The organism is Desulfonatronum thiosulfatophilum (assembly GCF_900104215.1).
GTDB lineage: Bacteria > Desulfobacterota > Desulfovibrionia > Desulfovibrionales > Desulfonatronaceae > Desulfonatronum > Desulfonatronum thiosulfatophilum.
Window position 1 is genome coordinate 49,413 of sequence record NZ_FMXO01000005.1, and the last position, 18,497, is coordinate 67,909.

Annotated in this window: 20 protein-coding genes; 1 reads left to right on the forward strand and 19 read right to left on the reverse strand. The window is 54.2% G+C overall.

Features of this window, described 5'->3' with window-relative positions:
* Positions 1 to 10: 10 nt before the first annotated feature.
* From fbp to BLP93_RS05140, 16 genes are all read right to left on the reverse strand, one after another.
* Positions 11 to 1,033, reverse strand: a complete 1,023-nt coding sequence (fbp, locus tag BLP93_RS05065; protein WP_092118059.1) for a class 1 fructose-bisphosphatase — start codon at positions 1,031 to 1,033, stop codon at positions 11 to 13.
* Between the two features lie 29 nt (positions 1,034 to 1,062).
* Positions 1,063 to 1,839 (reverse strand): hypothetical protein, encoded by a 777-nt coding sequence (locus BLP93_RS05070; protein ID WP_139162928.1) that lies wholly within the window; start codon positions 1,837 to 1,839, stop codon positions 1,063 to 1,065.
* Positions 1,840 to 1,919: 80 nt separating this feature from the next.
* A complete protein-coding gene (locus BLP93_RS05075; RefSeq protein ID WP_092118063.1) occupies positions 1,920 to 3,119 on the reverse strand; it encodes a tetratricopeptide repeat protein in 1,200 nt (399 codons plus the stop codon).
* Positions 3,116 to 3,415, reverse strand: coding sequence for an FtsB family cell division protein (locus BLP93_RS05080; RefSeq protein ID WP_092118065.1), 300 nt, complete (start codon positions 3,413 to 3,415; stop codon positions 3,116 to 3,118). The genes BLP93_RS05075 and BLP93_RS05080 overlap by 4 nt, the downstream gene beginning before the upstream one ends.
* Positions 3,416 to 3,482: 67 nt before the next feature.
* The gene (locus tag BLP93_RS05085; RefSeq protein ID WP_092118068.1) at positions 3,483 to 3,755 is read right to left on the reverse strand and encodes a hypothetical protein; all 273 of its coding nucleotides are present in this window, start codon (positions 3,753 to 3,755) and stop codon (positions 3,483 to 3,485) included.
* Between the two features lie 5 nt (positions 3,756 to 3,760).
* Complete coding sequence (locus BLP93_RS05090) at positions 3,761 to 4,390, reverse strand: zinc-ribbon domain-containing protein (protein ID WP_092118070.1); 630 nt, start codon at positions 4,388 to 4,390, stop codon at positions 3,761 to 3,763.
* A gap of 49 nt (positions 4,391 to 4,439) precedes the next feature.
* Entirely contained in the window at positions 4,440 to 5,621 is a 1,182-nt protein-coding gene (locus BLP93_RS05095; protein WP_092118073.1) for a type IV pilus twitching motility protein PilT, read from the reverse strand.
* Positions 5,622 to 5,623: 2 nt separating this feature from the next.
* Entirely contained in the window at positions 5,624 to 6,706 is a 1,083-nt protein-coding gene (locus tag BLP93_RS05100) for a type IV pilus twitching motility protein PilT (protein ID WP_092118076.1), read from the reverse strand.
* A 46-nt stretch (positions 6,707 to 6,752) separates the two neighbouring features.
* The gene (pgsA, locus tag BLP93_RS05105) at positions 6,753 to 7,295 is read right to left on the reverse strand and encodes a CDP-diacylglycerol--glycerol-3-phosphate 3-phosphatidyltransferase (protein ID WP_092118079.1); all 543 of its coding nucleotides are present in this window, start codon (positions 7,293 to 7,295) and stop codon (positions 6,753 to 6,755) included.
* Between the two features lie 2 nt (positions 7,296 to 7,297).
* On the reverse strand, positions 7,298 to 7,900 hold the full coding sequence (locus tag BLP93_RS05110) for a lytic transglycosylase domain-containing protein (protein WP_092118082.1): 603 nt from the start codon (positions 7,898 to 7,900) through the stop codon (positions 7,298 to 7,300).
* Between the two features lie 232 nt (positions 7,901 to 8,132).
* Entirely contained in the window at positions 8,133 to 9,053 is a 921-nt protein-coding gene (locus BLP93_RS05115; RefSeq protein ID WP_092118085.1) for an Mrp/NBP35 family ATP-binding protein, read from the reverse strand.
* 123 nt (positions 9,054 to 9,176) lie between these two features.
* Positions 9,177 to 9,821, reverse strand: a complete 645-nt coding sequence (locus BLP93_RS05120) for a protein-L-isoaspartate(D-aspartate) O-methyltransferase (RefSeq protein WP_092118088.1) — start codon at positions 9,819 to 9,821, stop codon at positions 9,177 to 9,179.
* Between the two features lie 496 nt (positions 9,822 to 10,317).
* Positions 10,318 to 10,956, reverse strand: a complete 639-nt coding sequence (locus tag BLP93_RS05125) for a redoxin domain-containing protein (protein ID WP_208596572.1) — start codon at positions 10,954 to 10,956, stop codon at positions 10,318 to 10,320.
* A 10-nt stretch (positions 10,957 to 10,966) separates the two neighbouring features.
* On the reverse strand, positions 10,967 to 11,539 hold the full coding sequence (locus tag BLP93_RS05130; RefSeq protein WP_092118090.1) for a peroxiredoxin family protein: 573 nt from the start codon (positions 11,537 to 11,539) through the stop codon (positions 10,967 to 10,969).
* Between the two features lie 512 nt (positions 11,540 to 12,051).
* A complete protein-coding gene (locus BLP93_RS05135; RefSeq protein ID WP_092118093.1) occupies positions 12,052 to 12,894 on the reverse strand; it encodes a FlgO family outer membrane protein in 843 nt (280 codons plus the stop codon).
* Between the two features lie 12 nt (positions 12,895 to 12,906).
* Positions 12,907 to 13,623 (reverse strand): hypothetical protein, encoded by a 717-nt coding sequence (locus BLP93_RS05140; protein ID WP_092118096.1) that lies wholly within the window; start codon positions 13,621 to 13,623, stop codon positions 12,907 to 12,909.
* 681 nt (positions 13,624 to 14,304) lie between these two features.
* On the opposite strand from BLP93_RS05140, the gene BLP93_RS05145 reads away from it, so the two are divergent.
* Positions 14,305 to 14,940, forward strand: coding sequence for a FlgO family outer membrane protein (locus BLP93_RS05145; RefSeq protein WP_139162929.1), 636 nt, complete (start codon positions 14,305 to 14,307; stop codon positions 14,938 to 14,940).
* Between the two features lie 226 nt (positions 14,941 to 15,166).
* Here the strand turns inward: BLP93_RS05145 and BLP93_RS05150 are convergent, their stop codons facing one another.
* The 3 genes from BLP93_RS05150 to BLP93_RS05160 all read right to left on the reverse strand — a co-directional run bounded on the left by BLP93_RS05150 (position 15,167) and on the right by BLP93_RS05160 (position 18,472).
* Positions 15,167 to 16,021, reverse strand: a complete 855-nt coding sequence (locus tag BLP93_RS05150) for a thiamine pyrophosphate-dependent enzyme (RefSeq protein WP_092118102.1) — start codon at positions 16,019 to 16,021, stop codon at positions 15,167 to 15,169.
* A gap of 47 nt (positions 16,022 to 16,068) precedes the next feature.
* On the reverse strand, positions 16,069 to 17,784 hold the full coding sequence (locus BLP93_RS05155; protein ID WP_092118104.1) for a 2-oxoacid:acceptor oxidoreductase subunit alpha: 1,716 nt from the start codon (positions 17,782 to 17,784) through the stop codon (positions 16,069 to 16,071).
* Between the two features lie 172 nt (positions 17,785 to 17,956).
* Positions 17,957 to 18,472 (reverse strand): ferritin, encoded by a 516-nt coding sequence (locus tag BLP93_RS05160; protein ID WP_092118107.1) that lies wholly within the window; start codon positions 18,470 to 18,472, stop codon positions 17,957 to 17,959.
* Positions 18,473 to 18,497: the final 25 nt, after the last annotated feature.

Below are 18,497 nucleotides of genomic sequence, written 5' to 3' on the forward strand. Positions count from 1 at the left end.
GGCAGCCTCGCTACGCACCGGAAGCAGCGCCGGCGCGCATGAATTTTTCAACCTGGAGAACATCCAGCTTGGAGCCGATGACCAGAGGCACGCGTTCATGCAGTTCTTTTGGTTGCAGATCGAGAATTCGATTGATGCCGTCCGTGGCCATGCCGCCGGCCTGCTCGACAATCATGGCCAGTGGATTGGCTTCACACATCAGACGCAGCTTGCCGTGGGAACATGCGGGGTCCTTGGTGTCAGCCGGGTAAAGGAATATTCCGCCGTAGAGGAGGTTGCGGTGAAAATCCGCCACCAGGGAGCCGATGTACCGTGAACGGTAGACCCGCTTCGAGTCGTTGTCCGGATTCTTGAAATAGTCCACGGCGTTGCGAGTAGCTTGGTCCCAATAATGCCAATATCCCTCATTCACGGAATAGATCTTGCCCCGTTCCGGAATCTTGATGTCTGGATGCGAAAGGAGAAATTCACCCACGCTTGGGTCCAGGGTAAAGCCGTGTACCCCGTTGCCAGTGGTGTAGACGAGCATGGTGGAGGAGCCGTAAATGATGTAGCCGGCGGCCACTTGTCGGGCGCCTTTTTGCAGTACGTCGTTCAGGGTCACTGGTTCTTCACCGGTACTGATGCGCCGGAAAATGGAAAAGATCGTTCCAATGCTGACATTGGCGTCGATATTGGAGGAACCGTCCAAGGGATCGAAAATGATGATGTAGTCTCCCCGAGGACAATCCTCCGGAACCAGGATCAGATCGGCGTTTTCCTCGGAAGCCAGGGCGCAGAGCACTCCTGCCTGCTGGAGGCGGTGGACCAGGACTTGGTTGGCGAATTCGTCAAGCTTGCGGACCTTTTCGCCTTGAATATTGGTTTCCCCTGTCAGCCCCAGTATTTCCACCAATCCGGCCTTGTTCACCTCCTGGTTGATGATCTTGCCGGAAAGAATCATTTCGGAAAGCAGGCGTGTGAAACGCCCAGTGGCCATGGGTGATTCCTTTTGATGGTACAGCAGGTGTTCAATGACCGTAATTTGAGGCATGACTGATTCTCCCTTGATGGATGAGGAAACTAATTCGGCAGAGCCACGGCGTAAATTAATCGAAGATTTCCAATGGGGCGGGCCATCCAGGAGAAGGTATGCGCCTGCGTAGACCATTGCCCATGGACATTGCCGCGCAGGAGTTGGTCCCAGGGAGCATCTTGCATTTCCTGGGCCGCTTCCTGATCAACCCCGCTCCACAGCAGTTCTCCAGACGCGAGCATCACAAGCCGGTCCGGTGAAGTGGCGAACTCCACAAGACGGCGCGGATCAAAATGAGCGACAAGCAAGCCTTGCCAAATGCCGTCACGGAAGAACGGGCCGGCCATGATTAGTTCGGGACCCAGCGGAGTTTGTTGGGCAAAGCCCTGCAGGCCACGATGAAGCATGGACCATTCATGGTCCAGAAGCGGTGGCGTCTGGATAGTCTTGAGAGGATGTTCAGGGTACTGGGCCAACATTTGACCTTGCGTGTCCACGGCCATGATTGAGGTCATCCATGGGAATTGCGACTGGAAATTCAAAAACCATGCTTCCGATGGAAACCTGTCCTGGGGGGCAAGGGTGCGCAGGGCGCTTTCCAGGTGCTGGTCAATCAGACTGAATTGAACGGCCAGCACTTGTTCCTTGCGCGACAATCCAGGGCGTCGGTCGAGGTCTATTTCCGGTTTAGGGTCCAGATACGTGTCGTAGATATCGGTGGTCCTGTCCCAGGCCTTTTGCGTTGTCGAACATCCGGCCAAGGCGGGGAGAAGGAGGGCAATGACGGCAAGCAGGCAGAAGCGTGATAACGTTTGTCTGGTCATGAACACGTGGAAACTCCAAAGGTGTGAAGAGGTGGAAAATAATGAGCCGGCATGGGGTAAGGAAGACGGTCAGCCGTTGATCAGCGGCCAGCCCGGGATTCCAGGCGTTCCGCCAGTCGGGTCAGGGTTCGTGCCGTTGTCGCGGCTTTGAGATCGACAGGGTGGTCGGCGATAGCCCCTGGCTCGGATTGTTCATCGTTGTCCGGCAAAGGCAAAAGTTCTTGTTCGGCAGGAGCATCAAGAGCCTCCTGGTCTTTCAAAGAGTTGCCGATGCGGCTGTTCAGCTCCTGAATACGGTTTTGCAGATCCTTCCGCTGGTCGTCATCTGGTGATGACTGAAGCAGCTTATTGTACAGTTCCAGCGCTTCGACATTTTCGCCTTGTTCAGCCAGCAGGTCGGCATAGGTCTTGGTTTCATAGTATCGGCGTTCTCCTTCGGTCAGGGGGACGTCCGCGTGGGGGGCATCGGGCAGGATATCGGAATCTAAGCCATCGCTCTTCAGGAAGTCATCTTTGGCGGTAAGATCGGAACCAGGGCTTGTCTCACTGCTGAAAAAGGAGTCCGCGTCATTCTCGCGAGCCTTTTCAAGGACAATGGCTTCTTCCGGATCAGTTGAACCGGAAGAAGGAGAAGCGTCGGCAAGCCCGGAAAGATCAGAAGCTTCCGCGGATGCTGACAAGTCAGGATTGTCGGAAAAGTCCGCAGGAGATGCGGCCGTTGCGAGATCTCCCGAAATCTCCTCCGCCGGCGGATCAGATGAAACAATGCCCGTCGCCTGGAAGGATGATTCTTCGGTATCCGTTTCAAGGGCGCCGGAAGCCTGAAAGGGGGCGTCAAATTGTCGTTCGCTGCCGCCGAAAGGGGCCATGGCCCGCAGGCCGTTTTCCAGAACAGCTCCCCAGCTGAAGCCGCCGCCTTCCAAATGTATCGCCAGCATCTCCAGGGTCAGAGCAAGATCGCTTCGTCCCGCGGATCGACTGTGAGCGGCCCATTGTCGCCAGAATGAGGGATAGGTGGACAAAGTCGCGGACAACGAGGCCACTTCAGGAGACGTCCGCTCCAGATCCTCACCCTTTTCCAGGTTCTGCTCGGCCAGGCATTCGATCAACAGTAATCGGGCTTCCAGGTGTTCCGGATGAAAAGCCAAACCCTTGCGTAGGACCTGCACGGCATCAGCATGGCGATTATCGTGAACGTACGCCCGGGCCAACGGAAAAAACAGCTTGGAGTTGGGTTCCAGATTCAGCACTTCCTCGAACCAGGCGATTTTTTCAGTCATGGCAGTCTCCGGAACGTATCGTTTTGGGGGATGTACAGCACTTCATTGGGTTGCAGATAATGCATTTCCATTCGAATCACGCTGGCCACATATTCATGGTCCGTGATCAATCTGCGGATTTCCCGGCTCAGGTCCAGGTTGATCTCTTCAATCGCGGAAATCTGTTGAACGATGGAGTCCCGGCGGTGCTGCAATTCCAGATACGATTTCCAGCCATCATCGTGGCCGAAAAGCTTCCAGGAGAGGACAATATTCAGAAGAAGAAGGAATGTGAAGAGTATCCGAATCCAGCTCATTTCACGGATGTTCCTGGTGGGTTCAAGAAGCGAATTTTTGCAACGGAGAAATCAACTGCAAGAAAATCTATTGCAATATGCCTGTATGTGGATGTTTTGCCTGAACATTGTGAAAATGCATCTCAAGCTCGTGCAGGAAAACCGTGGTGGCCAGTTCGATGCGTTGGATATCCGCTTCATCGAGACGAACCTGCTCCAGTTTGAGCTCATTCATCAAAGATCGCAAGGAGTTGAGTTCGCCCACGAGGGAACCTGCTTCCCGCAGCGATCTCAACTCGGATTCCATCTCCAGGATGGTTTGCAGGCAATTCATCAAACGTGCTTTTTTTTGTGATTCCATACTGTTCAGCTGTGGGAATTCTCGATATTTTTCGAAACCAGTCGCCACGTTTTATACGTTTCCTCGTACCCGGTAATGATTGTCTGCACAAGGTGGGCGGCGTCTGAATGATCCTCCAGGTGCAGATACCAGTTGACGCCGTTTCGCAACGAGGCATCGGGGTGCAGGCTTGGTGCTTCGGTGCCGAGCAGAACGACATTGACACCTCTGCGCCGCAGCCCGGGCCATCCGTGGATTCGTTGCAGCACCCTCAGGTTATGGGGGGACTGCTCCACGAATATAAGTTCATATGGCGCGGTTTCAAGTTTTCGCAACGCCTCGACAGCGTCAGAAACCGAAACAAGATAATGGCCGCGTTCGCCGAGAACATCAATCAGGGCGCGCTGCCATGCCGGATGCTGCAAACACAGGAAGGCAATTTTTGCTCCCGGTGGATAGAAAGTATTGTCTTCCAATTTTTCAGGAGGCGAGGAGGGAAGGCTATCCGCAGTGGCGTCCGTGATTTGGGGTGCGTTGGGATCAACGGCAAAGGACTGGCTGCACTGCGGGCAGTTCAGGCGGAAGCGTTGGCCCACCGGTATCTTTTCGTCGGCCACGGACAACTGCTTGGCACAGTGGGGGCAGATCAGTCGCATCACGATTTTCCTTCGTCAATTCCGGAGTCAGCTGCATTCCCGAGGCTGTTCATGATTTGGATTTGTCATAGTTCAGGTCCAGTTCCAAGCCTTCAATGTTGGTCACTTTTTCTCCACGTATAGTTTTAATCCGGTTGATCGTCTGGCTGAGGCGGGAGCGATCCGAAGCCGTGTCCATGGCTGTTTGTTCGGTGATCTGTTCAGCGGTGTACAGCTTGGCAAGATGCTGATCAAAGGTGAACATGCCGTAGGTTTCTCCGGTTTCCAGAACATTGTAAAAGGTCTTTTCACCGGACTCTCCATTGGAGATCAATTCCTTGATACGCAGGGTGTTGGCCATTACCTCCAATGCCGCAACACGGCCTCCGCCGATTCGCGGCATCAGCCTCTGCGAGACGACGTACCGCAGAGCTTGAGCCAAGCGTTGACGAATCAGACGTTCTTCCGCCAGCTCAAACATCCCGATGATGCGGTTAATGGTCTGGCCGGTGTCGCTGGTGTGCAGGGTGCCGAGCACAAGGTGTCCGGTCTCGGAAGCCTGGAGGGCGATTTCAATGGTTTCCTTGTCTCGAATTTCCCCCACCAGAATCACCTTGGGCGCTTGGCGCAGGGCCGCGCGCAAACCTGAGGAAAACTGGTCAAAGTCCGTGCCGAGTTCCCGCTGATTGACGGTTCCGTTCTTGTGGCGATGCACGAATTCCACGGGATCTTCAAGGGTAAGGATATGCTTGGCGTGGCGCTCGTTGATGGCGTCGATCAATGCAGCGAGGGTGGTTGACTTTCCGGTTCCCGTACCGCCGGTAAGCAGGATCAGTCCGTATTGCTCGTTTGCCATCTGGCCGAAGAGGGGAGGCAGATTGAGATCCTTGAGTGTGGGGATCTTGCTGGGCATTTTGCGCATGACGATGGCCGGCGAACCCTGCTGGAAAAAAATATTGACCCGGAATCGTGAATATCCGGGCAGATCGTAGGACAGATCACACGAGCCCTTCTCGATCAGGTCCTGAAACAGTCGCAGGCTGCCGGCATGCTTGTTCAGCATCATGCAAAAGGCCACGGATTCGATCTGAAACGGAACAAGCGGACCCTGAAACAGCGACGTGAGCACGTCGGTCAATTTGCCGTGAACCTCGGCCTGAAGGAGTTTGCCCGCGGTGAACAGGATATCCGAAGTGTCCGGGGCCTTGCCGAGGAGTTCGGCAATGGTGGCGTCCAGCTGGTTTTTATGCATGGTCAGGCCTCGGTGAAATCCAGCGGCGGTTCGCTCAGGAAATCGCGGAACTTGGATTTGACCACGGACTTGTTGTAGGCGTCCGAGGGGGAAATGATCCCCTCCTTGAGCAGTTTGAGAATGGCGTCGTCCAGGGATTGCATGCCATACTTGCGGCCGGTTTCGATGACCGAGTTGATTTGGAATGTCTTATTTTCCCGGATCAGGTTGCGAACCGCGGGAACGCCAACCAGAATTTCCAGGGCCGCGGCCCGTCCAGGACGGTCCACGCGTTTGAAAAGATTCTGGGAAATGACTGCCCGTAGGGATTCGGAAAGGCCGGAACGAATTTGGCCCTGGACGTCTCCGGGAAAGACTTCGATGATCCGGTCGATGGTTTTGGAGGCGGAGATGGTGTGCAGGGTTGAAAAAACCAGGTGACCGGTTTCCGCGGCCTCGATGGCCAGCTCGATGGTCTCCAAGTCGCGCATTTCACCGACCATGATGATGTCCGGATCTTCACGCAGCGCACCGCGCAGGGCCGACTTGAAGCTTTTGGTGTCCTTGCCCACTTCGCGATGGTTGATGAGGCAGCTGATCGGTTCATGCACAAACTCGATAGGATCCTCGATGGTCAGGATATGATCCTTGCGATGCCTGTTGGCATAGTCCACAATGGCTGCCAGGGTCGTGGACTTGCCGCTTCCCGTCGGTCCCGTCACCAGGACCAAACCCTTGGGCAGCATGGCCAGGTTTTTGAAAAGGGACGGCAGTTTCAGGTCGTCAATTGTCAGTATTTTCTGAGGAATTTCGCGGAACACGCCGGCGCAGCCGCGGCGTTGCTGAAAAAAATTGACCCGATAACGGGCTAGATTGGGTATTTCATATGAAAAATCCACATCCCCGCTCTCTTCAAAATCCTTGATTTTCTGCTCCGGAGTTATTTCATAGAGCAACTTCTTGAGTTCCTCATGTTCCAGCATTTTGTACTTGATCCGTTGCAGTTCGCCGTGCAGCCGGATGATCGGCTGAGAGCCCGAGGAAAGGTGCAGGTCCGATGCACCAAGATCGTGCATCATCCGGAAAAAAGCATCAATTTGGGCCATGATTCGTTCTCGTCAGGACTGACGCAAGTTGAGGGAGGTGAGGGGATTATTCACGATTTATCTGGCGGAAGAACTGATAGATGTACTTTGTGCCGGATATTACCGTCAAAATCAGCGCGAGATAGAGCAGCAACAGACCGATGGGTTGGGGATCAATCCCCCACCATGGATAGTGCAGGATCAGTGGGCACAGGGCCACCACTTGGATGACTGCCTTGAATTTGCCAAAACTGTCCGCGGCAATGACATGCCCCTGATCCGCGGCAATGGCGCGAAGCCCGGTGACCGTAAGCTCACGGGCAATGATGACTATGGCCATCCAGGCCTGAACCCAGCCCAGGCTGACGAGCATGATCAGCACGGAACTGATCAGTAGCTTGTCCGCTAGGGGATCAAGAAATTTGCCCAGGTTGGAAACAAAGTTCCACCGACGAGCAATGATCCCATCGGCCAGATCGGTCAATGCAACAAGGATGAACACGATCATGGCTACGGCATTGAGCGGTTTGCTCGGAAAATGCAACAGGAGCACCAGAAAAGGAACGGCAATAATTCGGGCCAAGGTGACTTTGTTGGCTGGATTGAGCATGTCTAGTTCCGGGCAGACTTGCGGCGATCGTAGTTGGAAAGCACCTTGCGCACGTAGTCTTGGGTTTCCCTGAATGGCGGAATGCCGTTGTAACGCTCAACATTGGCCGGTCCGGCGTTATAGGCCGCCAGGGCCAGAGTGATGTCCGGAAAACGCTCCATGAGCATCTTCAGATAGCGGATGCCCGCCTCGATGTTTTCCTGGGGATCAAAGGGCGAAACCAAGCCTAGATCCTGCTGTGTCGCGGGCATGATCTGCATCAGCCCCTGGGCGCCGGCCCGGGATATGGCCTGATGGTTGAAGCCTGACTCCACCTCGATCACGGCCAGGATCAGGTTCGGGTCAATGCCGTATTGAGCGCCGTAACGTTCGACGTACCTGGTGATGGAAGCCCGGTCCGCGCTGCTCATGCCGGAGCGGAACGAGATAAAAGGACGAAATTTTGCAGAGGTGGGAGTATCCGTAAAGTGCATGTTTCCATGCTCGTCTTTATAAAAAAAAATTGTTCCGGCTACGCATAAACCGGCCCAGAAGAGCGACAGCAGGATTGATCCGCTGAGTGCTCCCAAAATGAGAAGGAACCGATTTCGGTTGTTTTTCCTCATGCGCCTTTCCTGCAGGTCGTTATAGATCGAAACTACTCAGTTGAGATCCGGCTACCTGATTTTGCGGCCTCGCAAACTCCTCGCCGGCTTTGCAACATCGAATCATTACGTGAATACGTGTGCGGCATTGGTTTCTATGAGCGAATCCTGGCTCAGTCAAACATGCGAGGCAGCAAAAAATCATGCATGCCGGACCAGTCCTTTGTTATACGATCAGATACGAGAATAGTTGCTATTGATCTTCCTTTTTCAGCTTTCCGGCAGTGGCCTCCAGGCTGTTTTCCGAAGTGCGAATGACGGAATCCGCCAAGTCTAGCAGCGCCTGTTTGGCCGGGGTGTCTTCATCCAGCATGACCACGGGCTTGCCCAGATCTCCGGCGACCACGGCCGCCGGATCCAGTGGAATGGCCCCGAGAAATTCCAGGCCGTATTTTTCCGCAAGGGCCTTGCCGCCACCAGTCTTGAACAATTCGATCCTGCCGGTGCAGTGCGGACAGATCAGACCGCTCATGTTTTCGACGATTCCGAGAATATTGGCATGGGCGTACTGTAAGAAATTGATGGCCTTGCGCACGTCCGCCAAAGATATTTCCTGGGGCGTCGTGACGACGATGCTCAAGGCTTCGGGAATGGTTTTCAGTACCGTCATCGGCTCGTCCCCCGTCCCCGGAGGGGAGTCCACAACAAGAAAGTCGAGACTGCCCCAGTCCACATCGGCGATGAATTGTCGGATAGCGGCGGTTTTCATCGGCCCTCGCCAGAGCACGGCCTGATCCGGGTCCTTGAGGATTGATTCCATGGACACCACAAAAAGGCGTTCACTGTATTGTATGGGAGAAACCAAGGAGCCGCGTTTGCTTTCAAGGGTTCCGGTCAGTCCCAGCAGGTGCGGAACGCTGGGGCCGTGAATGTCCACATCCAGCAAGCCCACGCGGTATCCTTTCAAGGAAAGTGCCGCGGCGAGATTCACGGCAATGGAGCTTTTGCCGACTCCGCCTTTGCCGCTCATTACGAAAAGCTTGAAACGTATGTTGTCCAGCGTAGATTTGATCAACTGGTCCTGAACGGCTGCCGCGGCGGATCGTCTACCCTTTTGTTGCGATGGACACGAAGAACAGGAGGATTCGTTTTTTGTATCTGATGATTTCGTCATAGTAATGTATTGGAAAAAATGTTCGATGAGCAGTTTGTCAGTTCATGCACCTTCTGACAAGAATTAAATTGTCCCTGAAAAAAGGCTCCATGCATGGATGAACAACCCAGATCAAGCGTTTGCTTACCAGCCGTGGGCGCCGACCAAGTTGACGAACATGACAGCTCCCAGATTGGATTTCATGATTTTTCCGTCCCGTTTGGCAAAACGAATCAGTTCCTGACTGCGTTGCCTGACGCCCACGGGAATGATCATGATGCCGGGTTCAGTGAGCTGATCCAGCAGGGGGGGGGGGACGTCCGGCCCTCCGGCGGTAACCATGATCCGATCAAACGGCCCTTCATTCGGCCATCCCAGGGTTCCATCGTCGAGTTTTAGATGGACGTTAAAGTAACGCATCTTGTTCAGCCGGGTGAATGCCGCGTTGTGCAGCGGCTTTACCCGTTCAACGGTATAAACGTCTGCTCCCATTTCAGCAAGAATAGCCGCCTGGTAGCCGGAGCCGGTACCGATTTCCAGAACTCGCATTCCCGGCTGCACATGCAGCAGGGCGGTCATCAAGGCGACGATATACGGCTGGGAAATCGTCTGCCCGTAACCAATCGGGAGGGGATGATCCTCGTGCGACTGGGCCCGCAGCGCCTCTTCAACGAAGAGATGACGCGGTACTTTGCGCATGGCCGCGAGTACGGCGGAGTCCGTAATGCCTCGGGATTCGATTTGTTCGCGGACCATTCGCTCCCGCTTGCGTTTCGGATCAATACTCAACCATGTACTCCGGGAAAAAATGCTTGGTGTTCCCTATTCGTAGGGCTTACTGTTGGAAAACACTTTTTGAAAACAAATTTTTAGTGGCAAGTCAATGAAAAAACCGTCAAAAGTGCTCCAAGTGAAGCATTCTGGAATAGAATCGAGATGGAGGAGAAACGGAATGGAGGTGCCAACCTGAGGAGAAAAAAGCGCAGTAACGACTCAACTGCATTTCGGCTTGTCTCGATTTTTACGGCCTCGCAATTCCTTCGCCGGCTTCGTAACATCGAACCATTGCGAATAATCAGCATTTTGTGCTTCATGCGTTCGGCAATGGTTAGCTGAACGAATCCTGGCTCAGTCAGACAGGCGACGCCCAAAAATCGAGACAAGCCGGAACCCTCCGAGTCTTGTCGTGAGATGGGTTGAGTCGTTGCAAAGCGCAAAGCTTGCCGATCAGCAAGCTTTGCGTGGAAGATTCATGTCGAGCGAAAGTATCGACAGGAAAGCGGACTCAGGGAGCAGCCTCTGCTGCCGTGAGGGATTGCAGGCCCTGGATCACAACTTCCAGGGGAGGACGGATATTGATGTCCTGAACGTGCAGAAAACGAATCTCCCCGTCCTTGTCGATGAAAATCAACGCCCGTTCGGTAGTGCCGTCGGAGCGCAGTACCCCATAGGACTGTGCTGCCTGACCATGGGGCCAGAAGTCGGAGAGCACTGGAAACCATAATCCGCCCATGGCCTGAACCCAGGAGTACAATGTCGGGATGTTGTCCACGCTGATGCCGAGGATGACGGTTTCATGCTCATTGAACACATCCTTTAGGATGTTGTATCCGGGCCACTGGTCCGAGCAAACCGGAGTCCAGGCCGCTGGGACGAAGGAGAGCATCACGTTTTTGCGGCCACGATAGTCGCTCAGGATGATGGTTTCGCCGTCAACGGCGGACAGGGTGAAATCAGGGGCAATATCACCAACCTGTACCTTGAGTTCGCTGTCGATGGGCTGGAGATCGTGCACCTGGTAGACTTGATCCATGACCCTGCTTGAATTTTCGGCTTTTGCATTTTTCGGAACATAAACAAGGGCAAACGCCAGGAAGATGCCCAAGATCGCGAAACGGAGCTTGGAAAGGATAATGGGAGGCATATGCTGATCCTTAACGTATGGCTGCCAGCAATAGTTCAAGAAAACTGTCCGGATCGTCAAAACTTCCCAAATGAGAAAGTCGAACTACGTGCTTGACATTCGGCGCCTCTCCTTCAGGCTGCACCAGGACAAAATAGGGTGTGCCGACGCCAGCGAAAGCTTTGTGCAGGACATAGTCAGGATCTGTTATCAGTGGAAAGGGAATGTCGTATCTGTCCCTGAAGAATTGGACTTCCATCTGGGAGTTGCCGGCGCCGATGCCCAATATTTTGACTTCATCCGCCAGACCTTTTTCCGCGATGGCGGCATACAATGCATTCACCGCGGGTGCTTCCTTCTGACAGATGGGGCAGTACATACTGAAGATCTGGATCATCACGGCTTTGCCGTCAATGTCGGAGAGGGAAAAAGTCTTCGCACCGTCCGGCAAGCCCAAATATTCACCGTGCTCCTGCACATCCTGGACGGGCAGCGTCAGATCAGGGAGGACGTCTCCGATGCCGAACGGACCATCCTGGGCGCCGACAGGTTGGATTAGGCCAAGCGACAAAACAGTAAGAACGAGAATGATCAAACGATGCATTGGTCATCTCCATTAATTTGATAAAGGGTGAAATGGGGGCTTCAACATGAGCTTTGAGCGACGACGGCGTGACCGGAGAGGCACCTTTTGAAGAGTGAATATCCAGAGTGTAAAGCGAAGATTTATCTCATTTATGAACTTTAGACGAGTTCACAGTCGCTGTGCAAGAAACACGGTCTTACGCAGGCTCTGGCATTATTCATCGATGGAAATCAAGGTGAGAATTCGGTCGGCATCAACGGCAATCCAGGGAAGTTTCAGGCGTAGAGTGCCTCGGGAGCGCAGGGCCACGGTGCAATGCGAAATGGGGGCGCTCAAAAAATGCTACCGTCGAAATGTTGCGTTTCGGGTCTGTAAGACCAAGGCATTCGGGCTAAGGGAAAATCTCTCGCCTCGCGCATCTATACGGGCCAAAGCTGATCCACAAGATATAACCTGTCAGCTACACGTCAAGAGACAAAGAGACCGCATATGGATGCTGCGGTCCCAGGATAAAGAGGCGTCGTTCGTTCTTACTGACCCGTGCCTTGAAACAATTCGCGTTGGGTTGATAGATCCCAGGCTGTGGGCGATGCAAGTTGTCGAGCCGACTTGAAACGGTTCAGGGCCGCGCGGGAATTCTTGCCCCAGAGGCCGTCAATTCTGTCTGTATAGTAGTTCAGTTCCGCGAGACGAGTCTGGATCAGCCGGGCGGCTAGGGAGTTTTTCGGGTCGAGCAGAATGGTGCCCCTGGCCAGAGGACCTTCCGGCGCTGGTTGAGTCGATTGTTCGGAAGGTTGCGATCGTTGGGGTTGGAATATCGTCGGATTCTTGGCGACCAGTTCGTGCAGTTCGGACGTTTTACGCAAGGTGGCGTCCTGGGTGCTCAGGATTGACCCGTCCAGGGTGCTGAGCAATTTAACGGTAACTATGATCGAATCCGAGAGGACCGTATAGGTGCCGACAATTATGCCCTGAGCATCATGGCTTGACCTGACTTCCCGCAGATTTCTGGACAGGACCATTTCTCCAGCATTTTCACTGATGATCATTGATCCCTGGCGAAGCTTGAGCTCCACGATACGGTAGCCGAGTTGAGACATGCGCGAGGCGATCTGTTCTCCCAACAGCCGACCAAAGGTGCTGGAGGCATTGAGGTCGTCCAGGTCGACCAAACTGGTGAACAGGATCGTCTTGGTGCGGTCCACATGTTGAACGAGATTGTGATCCAGTCCATCGGCCAGGGCATGGGCAATCCCATGAAATCCGCGCACGGCGTGGCGGGCGGAGTCGGAATGGGACCGGCCGGGTTGAACGCTCATCAACGTGAATATGGTCAGGATGGAAAAGACAAAGAAGGAACGGATCCACATCATGGCCTTGCTCCTCTAGCGATCCACGAGATGAAAGGTGACCACTCCCGGTTCTCTGGGAAGGATGTGTTGTTTGTAATGCCACCATTCCGAATCATTGATGTAGTAGATCGACGTATCGCGCATCAGGAAATCGTCGTCGAAAAGCAGGGAGGATGTGATCATGACTTCGGTCCGTGGAAGATTGGAGGTGTAGACGCCGGCATCCACATCGGCCTCGGCGCTGCGCATCAGGGCTTGATTTATCAGAGCACCGTGGCCGTCCGGTGTGAGCAGGGACGCTCGCTGCACGAAAACATCCGGAGCCAGCGCCTTGTAAAGTCCGCTTCCGGTTCGAACAAACCTGTCGCCATGGCGAACCATATCTAAATCGAAGCTCAGAATCATGGCGTTGCTGAAACTGCCGGTAACGGCAATGTTTCGCTCTACCAGCCTGGTAATCAGCAGGCTATGAAAGGATTTCGCAAATGGCGTGGTTCCGGAAGGAGCCACGTAGATAGGAAATTGCCGTTCCATAACGTGCCGTTCCAGAGACTTGTGGACTCGGCCGGCCACATCGTCGGCCAGCACCTCCCAGTGGTGCATGGCCTGCATCTTCTGCTGGGCTCGCAGAGGATAGGCCGTGGGTACGGGGATTTGGGAAAGAACCGGCAGTGTGCCATGCCGATGGGTACAGCCATGGATCAACAAAATGACGGCGATAAGCAGAACTCCGTGCAACACGCTGCGCATGAAAACCATTCCTTAAGTTTGATGGAGAAGTAACGAGGTTGAAGGAAGTGTTGAGACCCCTGCTTCCCAGCGCAGGAGTTTCTTGAAAATAATCCATCAGCCCTGCTCATGAAATCATGGATGAACATGTTTTAGATTGGATCAAATATTGCATTTTTTTGCTGTCGGGGAGGCGCCGGGAACTTTTTGCACCCCGTTTTATTTGATCCCCCAATTCAAAATCTGGGGCAACTACTCAGCTGAGGTCCGGCTTGCCTAGATTTTGCGGCCTCGCGGACTCCTTCGACGGCTTCGTAACATCAAAACATTGCGTGAATAAACAGCATTTGGAGCTTCAAGTGCTTGGCAATGGTTTGATGAACAAATCCTGGCTCAGTCAAACATGCGAGACCGCAAAATCAAGTCAAACCGGGCCAGTCCTGTGTACTTAAAGAATAGGCTGAATAGCTACAATCTGGAGATGTAATGTTTCATGCCTTATCGGCATTCACCGGGATATTCTTTAGACTTGCCTCCGGGCATGCTCGCCTTGAGCTTGTGTTCTTATTTGCTTGAATGGAGAAGATAATGGCAGTTCATAGAGAATTGGGACGGCGCGGAAGATTGGCGTTATTGATAAAAAAGCATCTCGGGGGTCAAATACGGCGCGTAGAAAAGCATGCGTCGGTTGGCGGCGCAGCCATGGCCGGCAATGTATCGGCGATTCTGACAGGACTTCTTCTAGTATTATTGCTGACAGGCTGTTCTCCGCCGGGACAAAACGTTCCACGTATCGCGCGACAGCCGCCGGCTGAATTGATCGCGGTGCATTACACCGTGGCTGATGCTTTGTTTTCCTTGCTCAGCGGATCGCCGTCATTCGAGTTCCCCATGCTCGTGGCCACCTTTGTCAGTCTGGATGATCTGGATCAAACCAGTCCGCTTGGACGCATCATTCCGCAACAGATCGGGTCCCGGTTTGTCCAGCACGGCTTGAACATTGTGGATGTGCGCCTGCGCACTCACTCCTTGCTGATCCGGAAGGATCAGGGCGAGTTTGCTTTGTCCCGGGAATTGGACAAGATCAATCAGGACGTGGATGCTTATTCGGTGCTCACTGGGACGTATTCCGTTGTTTATGGGCGGATTTACATCACGGCAATGGTTTTGCGCAGCAGCGACGGCACCCTGCTTGCTTCACTGGACTATCATCTTCCCGTGGATCGCAAAGCCCTGCGCCAGGCTAAGACTGTCAACGAGCGAATTTTTTCCAGCCCTGAACAGCTTCCCGATCCTTTTGAGGGAATAATCACTCCCTCTGTTTTGACTCGTCTATAGCACGCTTCGAGTCTTCAGAAAAAACAGCTGAAGGCCGTGCATCGGCTCGGTGGGGTATTTTTCAATGACTTACTATTATATGTTGTTATGATGGAAGGAATCTGGCCGGTTCCACCTGAAGATTTGGCAACGAATGCAAATACAGCTGATTCTCGCCATGAGAACCAGCCGTTTCAGTCAACGCCCTGTGATGAGTACAGGCTATGCTGAACAGATGTAAGGCTCTTTAGCAGTAGCCGTCCATCCGCTTTTCCAATTTGGCATGGTCCGGAATGCGACCATATAAAGGGCCTTCCTGGAGGATGGGAAATCGGGATTCGAACGTGGGACGATTTTCGTTGCGATAGATGACCCCAATGGGAATCCGGTCCCCGAACTCCTGGGCCAGGGTCATGGCCTGAACCCAGTCCGTCGGGTCGTGATCCGCGGGAATTTCATAGACCCGTTCCTTGTACCAGGAAAAGGTGTTCACCTTGTTGTAGGTGACGCAGGGTTGGAGGATGTCCACCAGCGCAAACCCCGGAAAGGCATGAGCCTGCCGGATCAGATCGGTCAGATGGTCCGCCATGCCGGCAAATCCCCGAGCCACGAACCCTCCGTGCATGGTCACGGCCACGGCAACTGGGTTGAAGGAGTCCGCAGGTACGCCGTCGGGCTGGGCCTTTGTTTTTTGACCTTGTTGGGTGGTGGGGCTGGCCTGACCTTTTGTCAGGCCGTAGATCTGGTTGTCGTGCACGAGCATGGTGATGTCCGGATTGCGGCGCAAAGCGGCCAAAAAATGATTGCCCCCCTCGCCGTAGGAGCACCCGTCGCCGCTTTCCACAAAGACGTGCAGTTTCGGGTTGGTCAGTTTGGCCCCAATGGCAGCGGGCAGAGCCCTTCCGTGAAGGCCGTTGAAGACATTGCAGCTCAGGTAATGCGGCGTCTTGGCCGCCTGCCCGATACCGGAGACCATGAGCACCTGGTGCGGGTCCAAGTCACTCTCGGCCAAGGCTGTCTTGAGAGCCTTGAGAATGGAATGATTGCCGCAGCCCGGACACCATGCCGTCTCAAACTCGCCGTAATCTTGTATTGAGGACATTCACTTTTCTCCTTGAAACAGTACAAAAAACATTTTCCTGGCCACGCCTACCCATCCCCGTTATCCAGTTCTTTTATAATGTCCGAGGCTGTGAAAGGCAGACCGTCGTAACGCAAGATGGTCCGTGAAGGGCTGTATTGGGTTTCGCGCTGGAGCAGATGGGCGAACTGGCCTGTGGCGTTGCCTTCGATGCAGATGGTTTCCTTGGCCTTTTCCATCCTGTCCAGAAACTGTTCGGGTCGCAGCGGCCAGACCTGACGGAAGTGCAGGACGCCGACATTTTTTCCATCTTTGCGTAAAATTTCAGCGGCCTCTTCCGCCGGGCCTAGCGTTGACCCCCAGCAGATCAGCAGGATATCGCTCTGCTCGTCGCCGATATAAGTTGGAGCCAACGTGGCCTCGCGAATTTTTCGCCCCTTGGACAGACGCTTGTCCACCATGCGGACGCGGACATTGAGGTCCTCGGTGATGTGTCCATCTTCCGCGTGTTCATCACTGTCCAGGACAACGAGGTGCTTCCCCGTCCCGGGAAGCAGGCGGGGAGAGATGCCGCTTTCGGTGAAGGCGTATCGTTTATAGGATTCGTTACTTTCGCCCTGATGCTGGGGCCGAGCCGGTTCGTTAAGCATCTCCAGGTCGAAGGGCGGGATCGCCTGCATGGTGTCCGCCAGGTACTGGTCTGTCATGACGATCACCGGGCTTTGGAATTTTTCGGCCATGTCAACGGCGATGTGGGTTAGCCGGAAGCACTCCTCGACATTGCCGGGCGTCAGAATGGCGCGGGGAAATTCGCCGTGTCCGGCGTACAGAGCCAGGTTCAGGTCGCTCTGTTCGGTTCGTGTCGGCAGGCCCGTGGCCGGGCCAGGTCGTTGCCCGAGGACAATGACCACTGGTGTTTCAGTCATTCCGGCCAGACTGATGCCTTCGGTCATCAACGCGAATCCCCCTCCCGAAGTGGGAACGATGCTTGGAGCGCCGGCATAGGAGGCGCCGATGGCCATGTTGATGGCGGCTATTTCGTCCTCGGCCTGTTCCACGATCAACCCAAAGTCATTGGCGGCCGCTATCAGATTCATGGCCACGCCCGTGGCGGGCGTCATGGGATAAAAAGCGCAAAACCTTATGCCGGCCGCCAAGGCGCCAAGAGCCACGGCATGGTTGCCATCCAGAGCCATACGCCTGATTTGCTTGCCGGCTTCCGGCAACCGCAAGAAGGTGACGTCCTGTCCAACGGTCCATTCCATGGCTGCAGTGAGGACTTCGTCGTTTGTATCCGCCACTTCTTGTTTCTTGTGGGCGAAGGTTTCCTGGAGAAGATTGGCGAGCACCTCTTTGGGCAATCCCAGGACAGTGGCCAGCACGCCCAGAGCCACGACGTTCGTGAAGATTTTCTTTGGGGCCAGTTCGGCGAAGGGAACCCGAAGAATCCGGGATCGATCCGGAACTTTCGAATCAAATTTGCCTTCGGAGTGTTCCGCGTCCACCATGATCAAGGATTCATCAGTCAGTTCCTCAGCGTGCAGGTTGACGGTTTCCTCATTCAGGGCCACAAGGATGTCCACCTCGCTTACGGGTGCCCGGAGCGAGGCGTTTCCGGTGCGAAGGGACAATGTGTTGTGCCCGCCGCGAATCCGGGATTGGTAGCTCTGGGTTACAAATATTTCATAGCCTGTTCTGGCCAGAGCCTTGGCCAGCAGCGTACCGACCGTGACCAGACCCTGACCGGCTTCCCCGCCGATCAGGATGTTTTTGGATGGGCGCATGTTCAGCTCCAGGTTTTGCTTTGGCTGCGTGGACGAGCCATCTTCTTTACCGGAGCGGACATGCTACTCCGGTAAAGAAGACAGTCAGGGTAATTCCTTCGGGTTGTGTCCGGTGCTCAAGGTTGGAACCTCCGGTTGAGGGGCAGGCGCTAGCCGATGAGGCGCGTTAAAGCTATACCTGCGGTGTGCAGGGACAGGCGCCTGCACGTGTGGAGAGTTCCTGGTCCATCATGAACAGCCCTCCGCTGTTTTCGCCCATCAGCTTCAACTTTTGGAGCACCGAATTCACACTGGCTTCCTCTTCCACCTGTTCCGTGACAAACCACTGTAGGAAAATGTTCGTGGCATGATCTTTCTCGGCAATGGCCAAATCAACGAGGTTGTTGATCAGGCTGGTAACCTTCTGCTCATGCTCCAAAACAGCTTCGAAAACGGATCGCGGCGAATCCCAAGAAACAGGAGGCGCTTCAATGGCCTTGAGAGTGATCCTGGCACCGCGTTCATTGATGAATGCATAGAACTTCATGGCATGCGCGAGCTCTTCCTGGGCCTGCATGTTCATCCAATGAGCAAAGCCGTCCAGGTTCTGTTCGCTGAAATGAGCGGACATGGCCAAGTAAAGATAGGATGAATAGAGCTCGGCATTGACTTGGTTGTTCAGGGCATCCTCGATTTTTTTGGTCAGCATCGGGCCTCCGCATTTGTTGTGGATC

Bases quoted from the DNA above. Each gene is read 5' to 3' on its own strand.
- BLP93_RS05145 (WP_139162929.1), top strand. From the start codon at position 14,305: ATGGCCGGCAATGTATCGGCGATTCTGACAGGACTTCTTCTAGTATTA.
- BLP93_RS05085 (WP_092118068.1), bottom strand. From the start codon at position 3,755: ATGGAATCACAAAAAAAAGCACGTTTGATGAATTGCCTGCAAACCATC.
- BLP93_RS05070 (WP_139162928.1), bottom strand. From the start codon at position 1,839: ATGACCAGACAAACGTTATCACGCTTCTGCCTGCTTGCCGTCATTGCC.
- BLP93_RS05125 (WP_208596572.1), bottom strand. From the start codon at position 10,956: ATGCCTCCCATTATCCTTTCCAAGCTCCGTTTCGCGATCTTGGGCATC.
- BLP93_RS05140 (WP_092118096.1), bottom strand. From the start codon at position 13,623: ATGCGCAGCGTGTTGCACGGAGTTCTGCTTATCGCCGTCATTTTGTTG.
- BLP93_RS05090 (WP_092118070.1), bottom strand. From the start codon at position 4,390: ATGCGACTGATCTGCCCCCACTGTGCCAAGCAGTTGTCCGTGGCCGAC.
- BLP93_RS05095 (WP_092118073.1), bottom strand. From the start codon at position 5,621: ATGCATAAAAACCAGCTGGACGCCACCATTGCCGAACTCCTCGGCAAG.
- fbp (WP_092118059.1), bottom strand. From the start codon at position 1,033: ATGCCTCAAATTACGGTCATTGAACACCTGCTGTACCATCAAAAGGAA.
- pgsA (WP_092118079.1), bottom strand. From the start codon at position 7,295: ATGCTCAATCCAGCCAACAAAGTCACCTTGGCCCGAATTATTGCCGTT.
- BLP93_RS05115 (WP_092118085.1), bottom strand. From the start codon at position 9,053: ATGACGAAATCATCAGATACAAAAAACGAATCCTCCTGTTCTTCGTGT.
- BLP93_RS05160 (WP_092118107.1), bottom strand. From the start codon at position 18,472: ATGCTGACCAAAAAAATCGAGGATGCCCTGAACAACCAAGTCAATGCC.
- BLP93_RS05155 (WP_092118104.1), bottom strand. From the start codon at position 17,784: ATGCGCCCATCCAAAAACATCCTGATCGGCGGGGAAGCCGGTCAGGGT.
- BLP93_RS05080 (WP_092118065.1), bottom strand. From the start codon at position 3,415: ATGAGCTGGATTCGGATACTCTTCACATTCCTTCTTCTTCTGAATATT.
- BLP93_RS05100 (WP_092118076.1), bottom strand. From the start codon at position 6,706: ATGGCCCAAATTGATGCTTTTTTCCGGATGATGCACGATCTTGGTGCA.
- BLP93_RS05135 (WP_092118093.1), bottom strand. From the start codon at position 12,894: ATGATGTGGATCCGTTCCTTCTTTGTCTTTTCCATCCTGACCATATTC.
- BLP93_RS05110 (WP_092118082.1), bottom strand. From the start codon at position 7,900: ATGAGGAAAAACAACCGAAATCGGTTCCTTCTCATTTTGGGAGCACTC.
- BLP93_RS05075 (WP_092118063.1), bottom strand. From the start codon at position 3,119: ATGACTGAAAAAATCGCCTGGTTCGAGGAAGTGCTGAATCTGGAACCC.
- BLP93_RS05130 (WP_092118090.1), bottom strand. From the start codon at position 11,539: ATGCATCGTTTGATCATTCTCGTTCTTACTGTTTTGTCGCTTGGCCTA.
- BLP93_RS05150 (WP_092118102.1), bottom strand. From the start codon at position 16,021: ATGTCCTCAATACAAGATTACGGCGAGTTTGAGACGGCATGGTGTCCG.